The organism is Camelimonas fluminis (assembly GCF_014656355.1).
In the GTDB taxonomy this organism is placed as follows: Bacteria; Pseudomonadota; Alphaproteobacteria; order Rhizobiales; family Beijerinckiaceae; genus Camelimonas; species Camelimonas fluminis.
Map to the genome: position 1 here is coordinate 1 of NZ_BNCG01000065.1, position 8,317 is coordinate 8,317.

The 8,317-nt window shown below is 61.2% G+C and carries 11 protein-coding genes; 9 read left to right on the plus strand and 2 right to left on the minus strand.

The annotated features are described in order from the left end of the window. Positions 1-18: 18 nt before the first annotated feature. Positions 19-882 carry a toprim domain-containing protein gene (locus tag IE243_RS21325; RefSeq protein WP_191321326.1) on the minus strand — a complete coding sequence of 288 codons (864 nt, stop codon included), beginning with the start codon at positions 880-882 and terminating at the stop codon, positions 19-21. 848 nt (positions 883-1,730) lie between these two features. Between IE243_RS21325 and IE243_RS21330 the strand changes: the two genes are divergently transcribed. The 9 genes from IE243_RS21330 (at position 1,731) to IE243_RS21370 (ending at position 7,779) form a co-directional block, all read left to right on the plus strand. Then, on the plus strand, positions 1,731-2,483 hold the full coding sequence (locus IE243_RS21330; protein WP_191321327.1) for a hypothetical protein: 753 nt from the start codon (positions 1,731-1,733) through the stop codon (positions 2,481-2,483). A gap of 130 nt (positions 2,484-2,613) precedes the next feature. Then, positions 2,614-2,847 (plus strand): hypothetical protein, encoded by a 234-nt coding sequence (locus IE243_RS21335; protein ID WP_191321328.1) that lies wholly within the window; start codon positions 2,614-2,616, stop codon positions 2,845-2,847. Then, on the plus strand, positions 2,844-3,071 hold the full coding sequence (locus IE243_RS21340; protein WP_191321329.1) for a helix-turn-helix domain-containing protein: 228 nt from the start codon (positions 2,844-2,846) through the stop codon (positions 3,069-3,071). Before IE243_RS21335 ends, IE243_RS21340 begins: the two co-directional genes overlap by 4 nt. Before the next feature lie 266 nt (positions 3,072-3,337). After that, a complete protein-coding gene (locus IE243_RS21345) occupies positions 3,338-3,625 on the plus strand; it encodes a winged helix domain-containing protein (RefSeq protein WP_191321330.1) in 288 nt (95 codons plus the stop codon). Further along, a complete protein-coding gene (locus IE243_RS21350) occupies positions 3,622-3,888 on the plus strand; it encodes a hypothetical protein (protein ID WP_191321331.1) in 267 nt (88 codons plus the stop codon). Before IE243_RS21345 ends, IE243_RS21350 begins: the two co-directional genes overlap by 4 nt. Next, positions 3,885-4,673, plus strand: coding sequence for a helix-turn-helix domain-containing protein (locus IE243_RS21355; RefSeq protein WP_191321332.1), 789 nt, complete (start codon positions 3,885-3,887; stop codon positions 4,671-4,673). The genes IE243_RS21350 and IE243_RS21355 overlap by 4 nt, the downstream gene beginning before the upstream one ends. Positions 4,674-5,139: 466 nt before the next feature. Continuing rightward, positions 5,140-5,451 (plus strand): hypothetical protein, encoded by a 312-nt coding sequence (locus IE243_RS23255; RefSeq protein WP_210319943.1) that lies wholly within the window; start codon positions 5,140-5,142, stop codon positions 5,449-5,451. Positions 5,452-6,239: 788 nt separating this feature from the next. Then, a complete protein-coding gene (locus IE243_RS21365; RefSeq protein ID WP_191321334.1) occupies positions 6,240-6,812 on the plus strand; it encodes a recombinase family protein in 573 nt (190 codons plus the stop codon). 34 nt (positions 6,813-6,846) lie between these two features. Next, positions 6,847-7,779 carry a helix-turn-helix domain-containing protein gene (locus tag IE243_RS21370; RefSeq protein ID WP_191321335.1) on the plus strand — a complete coding sequence of 311 codons (933 nt, stop codon included), beginning with the start codon at positions 6,847-6,849 and terminating at the stop codon, positions 7,777-7,779. A gap of 183 nt (positions 7,780-7,962) precedes the next feature. On the opposite strand, the gene IE243_RS21375 is transcribed toward IE243_RS21370, so the two are convergent. Next, the gene (locus IE243_RS21375; RefSeq protein ID WP_191321336.1) at positions 7,963-8,187 is read right to left on the minus strand and encodes a hypothetical protein; all 225 of its coding nucleotides are present in this window, start codon (positions 8,185-8,187) and stop codon (positions 7,963-7,965) included. Between the last annotated feature and the right edge of the window lie 130 nt (positions 8,188-8,317).

Consider the following 8,317-nt stretch of genomic DNA (forward strand, 5'->3'; position numbering starts at 1 on the left):
GCAGTCGATCTTCCTACATCAGCAATCAACGCAGAAGGTGGGAGCAGGACAGCGGTTACGCTGGACCCATGCCTGCGCGTCCCGCAACTCCTGTTCGGACATGCGCTGGTTGGGGCCGTCATGGAACGGGCGCCCAGCGCGGATCTCGCAAAGGTCGATGATGTGGTTGGCGCTGCCCGTCTCTGGCGAGAAAATCGCCCATGACCAGCCGTGTTGCTGCGCCATGCTGACCGCCACCTGATCCAGCCATCGGCTTTTGCCGTGGTTTGGAATGCCGGTCACGACGACGAACTGGCCCGCGATGACCTTGAAAGCCTTGTCCATGTCAGGGCCGAGGCCTGTCGAAAGCGGCTGAGGCCCCCGACCGTCGTAGATGTCCAGCACGTCACCGGCGAAGGAATCCGCATCATAGAGGCCGTCTATTGGCCACGGCCGGGCGAGCGCCACGCATTCACGCAGCACGTCCTTCCCGTGATCCATCAGGCATTCGTTGGCGTCCTTGGTCTGGACGTCGTTGGCGTTCGGGAAGGCGACGCGCCAGCACCTGTCCTTGCCCAGCCGGCGCGCCAGCTCGTTGGCCAGATACTCGCCAGGGCCGTCCATGTCGGTGGCGATGAAGAACCGGCGAACCTTCTCCAGCGCTTCGGCATGCGTCGCCAGCGGCTCATAGCGCTTTTCGCTGGTTTCAGGCCGGTCTGGCGCGCCGTTCGGCAGGCTGACCACATTGGACAGGCCGGCCTCGAGCATGGCCAGAACGTCAATTTCGCCTTCAACGAAAATCAGGTCGCCATCAGCGGCGGCGTCAATGGCGTCGGCGTTGTACAGCACCGGCTCCGGGTTCTTCTCCTGGCGGAAGTTCTTCGCTGCGTCGCGATATTTCACGTTTCGCAGCTGGCCGGCCCACTCGTACGGGAAGCCGGGCTGTCTGGAGCGCGGCAAACCGGGTGCGGGTTTCACCGCCCGTTGAGCCAAGCGCCCCAGTAGCCGCAGAGCGAGCCGCACACGCCCATGGGCCTAAACTCCATTTGGTGACGTCGCCGGCGCCCACCCCGCCTCCTCGGAAGGCTATTGGAACTGCGTTTCGGGATGCGGCTTTAGTGCCGCGCTATTTGCCTATTTGCGGCAACCAGATCCGCGCTGCGCGAGCCATACTACGCTGGTCGGTAAAGGACCTGTCTCGGGCGTCAGGAGTGGAGATATCCGCGATTGAAGCGACAGAAGCAGCCGGGGACATGTACGATGCTCATGATGGGGTGGTGATCACCCTCTCAATCGCGTTCCTGTCTCATACTGTTCGCTTCACGCCGGGCTGTGGGGTGGAATACCCCTATAGCTGCCGATGGAAGCGCATAAACGGATTAACCCCCGCCACATGCCGGGCAGCAAGGGCCCTAATTGGGTGGCGACAGGACCAGTTATCCGAAAGCGCCAGCGTCAATCGCCTGACGATAGCCGCCTATGAGCGTGGACAGGATGGCGCACGGATGAGGCGCGTAAACGCAGATCCTGTCATGCATACATTCGAACGGGTTGGGCTGGAGTTCATCCCAACGAACGGCGCTGGCGTGCTTGAATGGACTGGCGTCCGCCTCCGCCCGCAAGGGTACTGAAATCCGGCGCTGGACTGACGGCGCTGAATGGAACGCGTGGAGATAGGCCGGCCAGCCGACAAGCCGAGCAGCACCCTCGGTTTCTCCACGCGCCACATGGTGTGCAAGCGCAGGTGCAGCTTGAAGTTCCCGACCCTAACCACATCTGCTGGAGCCACGTTCGCTCCTGCCGGCCGGCCGGCGGCGGCGGCATTCGCTGAGCGCGTCGCCAAGAAGCATTTTCAGGACATCGCGGAGCTTGAGCATGGGCTGGAAGAAGCGCTGTTCCATGGGGTTTGCGCCGAACGCCCGCCTCGTGACAGACGGCGCATCGTTTCCGCGCTCAGGATGATAGCTAGTCACCTGTCAAAACAGGGAATTTCTCCATTTCTGGTCACGGAGCTGAACAGGTTTAATGCAGCGCTGGAGGATTTGGATCGAGGGACGGTTCACTACTCGCTGGCTCATATCCCAGCCAGGAACCGCCCTGTCTTAGGTAGCGATATCTGGGAGGTCCGAGCCTACGCCTCCATCGCATTCGACATCCTTTTGAGCGGCGGCGACAACAAGGCGGAAGCGGCAAAGAAAGTGTGCATGGGCTTAGGCCCGAGCGCCACGGTCATCGCCCCAAACTCTAGCAATATTCCTAAACTATTGATCGAATGGCATCGCGAATTAAACGAAAATCGATGCAATGACGGATCAGCCCAACAGACATTCGACAGTAGGGATAGATTTTTATTATCTATGTCGAAAGGCTCAGGAGGAATTGTTGGTGAGCAACTTGCACTTGCGGTGATTGAGTTCGCGACTTTGCTGGCCATACGGGCAGCGCCGCCTGACGTCATCAAAAAAATTCTAGAGAGTGGCGCTGGCAAGATACGCCGCAAATAACCCCACCCCTTATCTGGCACCGGCGCAAATAAGTACGGCTGTTAATCCGCGCTAAGGTCAAACATAAAGAACAAAGAGGGACTATGCCGCGCATAGCGAGTGACTTCCGCTGATTCAGAAGGATTGCACGATGGTTGCGAACCAGTTTCTCCGGCGAGATGAGGCAGCCGCGTATATCCGCGATACCTACAACCTGCCTTGCGCCAAGACGTACCTAGATGTTCTGGCGTCTGTTGGCGGCGGCCCGGCCTTCCGGCGCATCGGCCGGTGGCCAGTTTACGAGCGCGCCGACCTCGATACATGGGCACATCAGCGCATGACGCCAAAGGTCACCTCGACCGCTGCCCTGCGGGGCGCAGCATGACGGCCGCTTACCAGTTTCCGGACGCGCCATTCATGACGGCCAGTGAGGTCGCCAAGGTGGTCCGCTTATCCCAAAACCATGTCTATCACCTTGCAGACATGGGCGTAATTCCATCCGTCCGGTTCGGACGGGCGGTGCGCTTCCCTACCGCTGTCATGAAGCAGCTGGCAGAGGCGAAAACAGAAAAGCCCGACTCCGCGGGAACGGAACCGGGCTTGTCCTGAAACCAAAGCCGTCACCCAGAGGCAATCGGAACGACGGCGGAACATAGGATTTAGAACGTGCAAATTTATACCCGTCTCGCCCTTGGCGAGCAACGAAGATTCTTGCCTGAAAATGACCCGAGGGTAAAACGTGAACACGCGCCTCCTGCGCCGCCGTTCCTGTCGTCTCGGGCCAGCAATCGCCTCTGCCAGCGCTTCGGCCTGTCACCCACCACCGCCGCCGCTATCGCCTCGCTCGCCGGCCTCGGGCCGCAGGAGGTGCGCCAATGAACGTCACCGCAATCACCGTCCGCAAGGACATCGACAGCCCGGCCAAAACCTACAAGGGGCGCGAAGCGTGGGCGCTTGGTCGCCTCATCGCGGCCGGTGAGCGTGGCTGCACGCCCATCGAACAGCCCGCGCCGCGATGGTCCCACTACGTCTTCCAGCTTCGGAAATCCGGCCTGGACGTGGAGACGGTCAACGAAAAGCACGGCGGGGCTTTCAGCGGCATGCACGCCCGATACGTGCTCCGGACGCCGCTTCAGGTTCTGCACCAGCAGGTGGCGGCATGAACGGCCCTGTCATCATGGCTTTGCCTCCCCAGCATGAGCAGGCAGCGGCAAAGCGTGACGGGGTTCATGTTCCCCGCGCCCTTCTGTCTGGCGCCATCGCGGCGGCGTCGGTCCACCTCGAAAGCGCATCAGAGCACATCGCCACCGGCAATGCCGAAGCGCTGGTCGCGTCGATGCGACAGGTCATGTCCTGCGCCAAGGTCGCCCTGGGCGCGTTGCCGGGAGCCGTGGACCAAATCCATCAGGAAGGGGGCCGGTCATGAGCATCCAAGCCTTTTCCTGGGCGACGTCACAAACGGCCGGTTCGCCCACGCTGAAACTCGTCCTGACCGCCATTTCGAACTACGCGGACGAAGATGGGCGATGCTGGCCATCCCAGCAGCGACTGGTCGCAGATACGGAGCTTTCCGTGCGCGCCGTGCGCAACGCGCTGATTAAGCTTGAGGATAAAGGATTCCTGAAGCGCATCGTCAGGCGTCGGCCTGATGGCAGCCGGGCCAGTGATGCAATCCAGCTCATTTTGGACCGCGATCCTTCATCTGTTCAGCAACCGGCACCACGTGCCGGCAGTCAACCGGCAGGAAATGCCGGTAGTGATGAGGGCCCATCAACCGGCACCACGTGCCGCACCCCCCGGCACCACATGCCGGAGCAACCGGCACCACGTGCCGCCCTCACTACGTTTGAACCGTCAAAGAACCATCAAAGGAACCATTCTTCGGCTGCTTCGCCGCCGGCGGCGGCCGAAACGGTCGATAGGTTCGATGAATTCTGGGCGGCCTATCCCAAGAGAGGGCTGGCGGCGAACCCGAAGAAACCAGCCCGGGAAAAGTTCGCCAAGGCGGTGAAGGCCGGCGCAGATCCGGAAGCCATCATCGGCGGGGCCAGGCGGTATGCCGAAATCGAAAAGCGTTCCGGCCGCTTCGGAACAGAGAAGGTTGCGCAGGCCCAGACCTGGCTGAACCAAGAGCGCTGGGGAGATTACCCCGCCGTTCCGGCCTCTGTCGCATCATCTGCCAGCCGCGCAGAAATCTTCGGTCGGGGGTGATCCATGAATTTTCTCGACCAAGCCCGGGAACAGGGCATCAGCCTGCGCGACTGGCGCGAGGGCAACCACAAGACGACCTGCCCGCAGTGCTCGGCCGGCCGGCGAAAGAAAACGGACCCCTGCCTGTCCGTGACGGTGATGCAGGACCGCGTTCGCTGGCAATGCCACCACTGCCAGTGGGCTGGCGGCGCAGGCGGCGAACTTGACCGGCCGCCGCCGCGGCTGGAGCGCCGGACCTACCATCGCCCAGCCCGGGTTCAGAGCCCGCAACGGCCGCCGGCGATGCTTGAGTGGTTCGCCCGGCGCGGGATCTCGGCCGCGACCGTCGAGCGGGCCGGTGTTTACCGGACGCGCCAGTGGTTCCCCCAGCTGGACGGGGAAGCTGATTGCATCGCCTTGCCTCGTCAACAGGCAGGGCGAACCATTCGCCACCAAGACGGGCTTCTTTGGCGTCAGCCGGCAGACCGTGCACCGCTGGAAGCGCGGCAATCCGGAGTTTTGTTACGCCGTAAAAAAGGGAAAGCTGGTTGCCGACGCCAATGTTGCCGAGGCCCTCTATCGGCGTGCCGTGGGATACAGCCATCCCGCCGTCAGGATCTCCGCGGCGGCAGACGGCCGGCACGTCGCCATCCCGTATGTCCGGAAGTACCCGCCAGACACCACGGCCGCGATTTTCTGGCTGAAGAACAGGCGGCCGGCCGAATGGTCCGACAAACAGGCCAGGGAGCTGGTTTCCACGCCGCCAGCGGCCAGAGTGGCCATAGCCGCTTCCAGATAGGCCGTCAGATCAACAGGCGCACTCGCCAGCGGCAAAGAACGGCGCGCGCAATGTCTGACAGCCAGAATAATGCAACGCCGCCATACGAGTCTTAAAATCGATTCTAGACGCATCCCATCCACCCTAAGGAAGCGGAGGGCCGGCTCAGGGCGGAGTTTTGCGAGGCCGGCGCATGTGCGCGCCCGCACGTACACCGGGAGCCGCCGCCGGTAGGTTGCAGTCATGGGGCCAGCGCCCCACGGGACTTACCGTCTCCTCCAGCGAGACCTCCCTTTTCAGCCGCCTCCGGGCGGCTTTCTTTTTGCCCGTCCGGCAGGCGTAGACTTGGCTCTTTCATGAGCGCGCCACTGTGGCGCGTACATCCGGAGCCGAACGGATAGAGCCGACCGTTGCAAACGGTCTGGTTGCAGGTTCGCCTTCCGCCCCGATAGCGGGTGCTGGCGCGCGGTCTGTCAGGCCGCTCGACCGCGCAATTTTGAAACCCCGGCAAAGCGTCCCCGTGATGGACGCCCCCCGATAAAAACGCCCCAACAAGTCCCCGATAAAAATAGGCTCAATACCGCAGTTTTTGTGCACCCCGAGCGGGAGCACAGAAAACTGCTGACGCTGGCGCTGCTGGAGGTGGAGATTCTGAAACGGCTGAGAGGGCATCTGGCCGCCGTAGCCGGCTTGAGCGAGATATGTTGCGATATTCGTTGCTGGAACAGCCACGTGATCTAGCTGTAGACTACGATTCTCCGTTGCGAAATCGTTTCGAAATCGACGGCAAAAGTGGGGCGAAATCAGCCATGACGAAATTGGGCTATATCCTCGCCAGAGACGAGATTGACGTCCATTCGCAAGGGCTCGATTTGCAGGCCGCGGGGATGGATGAGCCCCATGTCGACTATGTCGACAATGATCTGATCGAGCGCCCGGAGCTGAAAGCCCTGCTGGCAAAACTCATCCCGGGCGACACGCTGGTTGTGACCCGCCTCGGCCACCTGGCCACGTCGTCAAACGGGGCTGTATCTGTGATCATCCGGGTTGCTGAAGCCGGCGCCGGGATCCACGCCATATTGGATGAAATCACCATCTCGCCGGAGGATGTTCGGCGCGCTTCCCGGATTATGGAGGTGCTGGAGAGCATCGACACAACCAGCGCCCCTGTCGCGCAGGTAGCCCCGGCGGCGAAGCCTAGGTTTAACCTTGCCGGCAGACCCCGGAGCCTGACGCCGGAGCAGATCAGCCACGCCCGCCAGAGCATCGCCCGCGGCGAACAAACCGCCTCATCGATGGCGCGGCTGCTGAAGGTCAACAAGACGACCCTGTGGCGGGCGCTGCGCGAGGAGACGTTTCTATCCGTCTCGGATATCCCTTGACCTGACATCTGGTGGAACACCTACGCATGGTCTCATGACGGATCGCAGCTACACCATTGGTCAGGTTTCCCGCCTTACAGGCATCTCGGCGCGCCGCATCAGGTTCTACGCCGACAAGGGGCTGCTTCCGCCATATAGCCGGACCGAAGCCGGTTATCGGATGTTCATGGACGATGACGTTGACCGGTTGGAACTCATCACGGCGCTGCTTGAGACCGGAGCGAGCCTGCAGACCATAAATCTGGTGCTTACGAAGCAGGCAACGCTCGCCCAGGTGCTGTCCGGACAACTGCAAAATCTGGAACATCAGATCACCGCGAAGCGACGTATCGCTGCCACGATGCGCATCGCGCTTCAGTCTTCTGAACCAACGGTTCGAGACCTGAAGAGGGTTGCTACAATGACGGATATTGCCCACAGCTCGCGCCGCGAAGCGGCAAAGGCCTTCTTTGATAAGGTAACGGAAGGACTTGAACTCGATCCGACCTGGAAGCCGCGAATGATCGAAAGCGGCTCGCCAGAACTACCGGACGAACCAACAAAGGAGCAGGTGGAAGCTTGGATAGCTCTCGCCAAGCTGTTTGACGACAGAGAGTTTTTCGACGCGATGCGGTGGATAGCGGAAGACGCCGCGAAATACCCCTGGATTGCAGTACGTGATCCCCTTGATCCGACCGTTGCGAAGCACCTCGCCATCCAAAGGCGCGCCAGAATCGCGATGGAAAGCGGCGAGAAGCCATCATCCACCGCCGCTCAGACATTGGCCGATGATTACATCAAGCTTTTGGCCGAGATGCGTGACTTACCGGACGATGAAGAATTTCGGAGCCGGATGCGTCAGCGGGGCCAACGAGGCAGATCCACAAATCTTTTTTTTGAACTTTCTCGAGTGCTTCGTGGGCTGCCTGCCACAGATGCTGAGCACAAGTGGCTCCGACAAGCACAAGAAGCCCTTTTGGGCGTTTAACGTGAACTGTGTTCGGCCGCATCATTCTTCATGGCAGACCTACCTCCGGCTATGTCGGGGGTGACGTCCAGACCTTCGAGCGGCGCGGCCGTCCGGGTCGGAGGATGGGCTAGCTCAGGCTGCCAGGGGCTCCATGAACATGCGTTAGGGGCGTCCAACGCAGTAGGCGCCTCCCCTGCTGGCTCACTTTTCCTTGTCAGCCTCGCCCGGACGCTCTTTCCGATTTACGTCCAGATATTCCTGCTGGCTAGGCTTGCCTTTTGGTGGGTCCTTGCCAGTTTCGTCGGTCTGTTCGGGGTCAAGTTTGCGAGGCGTGCCGTGCATGGATTGGTTGCCTGTTCTGGAATCGGCAGCCCGGTCCGGATAAGGCTTTTCATCGGGGGTTGGCTTAGACGGGCCTTGGTCCATGGTTGCCTCCTTTCGAAGGTCAACCGTTCGGTGGCCTTATCGTTCCTCGTCTCTTAGCGGCGCTTTTGATCCGTAAGCGGTGTCCCGGCGCCACCTTTCGCTCTGGGGTGCGAATGGTGATGCTCGAAGC

Bases quoted from the DNA above. Each gene is read 5' to 3' on its own strand.
- IE243_RS21345 (WP_191321330.1), top strand. From the start codon at position 3,338: ATGAACGTCACCGCAATCACCGTCCGCAAGGACATCGACAGCCCGGCC.
- IE243_RS21335 (WP_191321328.1), top strand. From the start codon at position 2,614: ATGGTTGCGAACCAGTTTCTCCGGCGAGATGAGGCAGCCGCGTATATC.
- IE243_RS21365 (WP_191321334.1), top strand. From the start codon at position 6,240: ATGACGAAATTGGGCTATATCCTCGCCAGAGACGAGATTGACGTCCAT.
- IE243_RS21375 (WP_191321336.1), bottom strand. From the start codon at position 8,187: ATGGACCAAGGCCCGTCTAAGCCAACCCCCGATGAAAAGCCTTATCCG.
- IE243_RS21340 (WP_191321329.1), top strand. From the start codon at position 2,844: ATGACGGCCGCTTACCAGTTTCCGGACGCGCCATTCATGACGGCCAGT.
- IE243_RS21370 (WP_191321335.1), top strand. From the start codon at position 6,847: ATGACGGATCGCAGCTACACCATTGGTCAGGTTTCCCGCCTTACAGGC.
- IE243_RS21350 (WP_191321331.1), top strand. From the start codon at position 3,622: ATGAACGGCCCTGTCATCATGGCTTTGCCTCCCCAGCATGAGCAGGCA.
- IE243_RS21355 (WP_191321332.1), top strand. From the start codon at position 3,885: ATGAGCATCCAAGCCTTTTCCTGGGCGACGTCACAAACGGCCGGTTCG.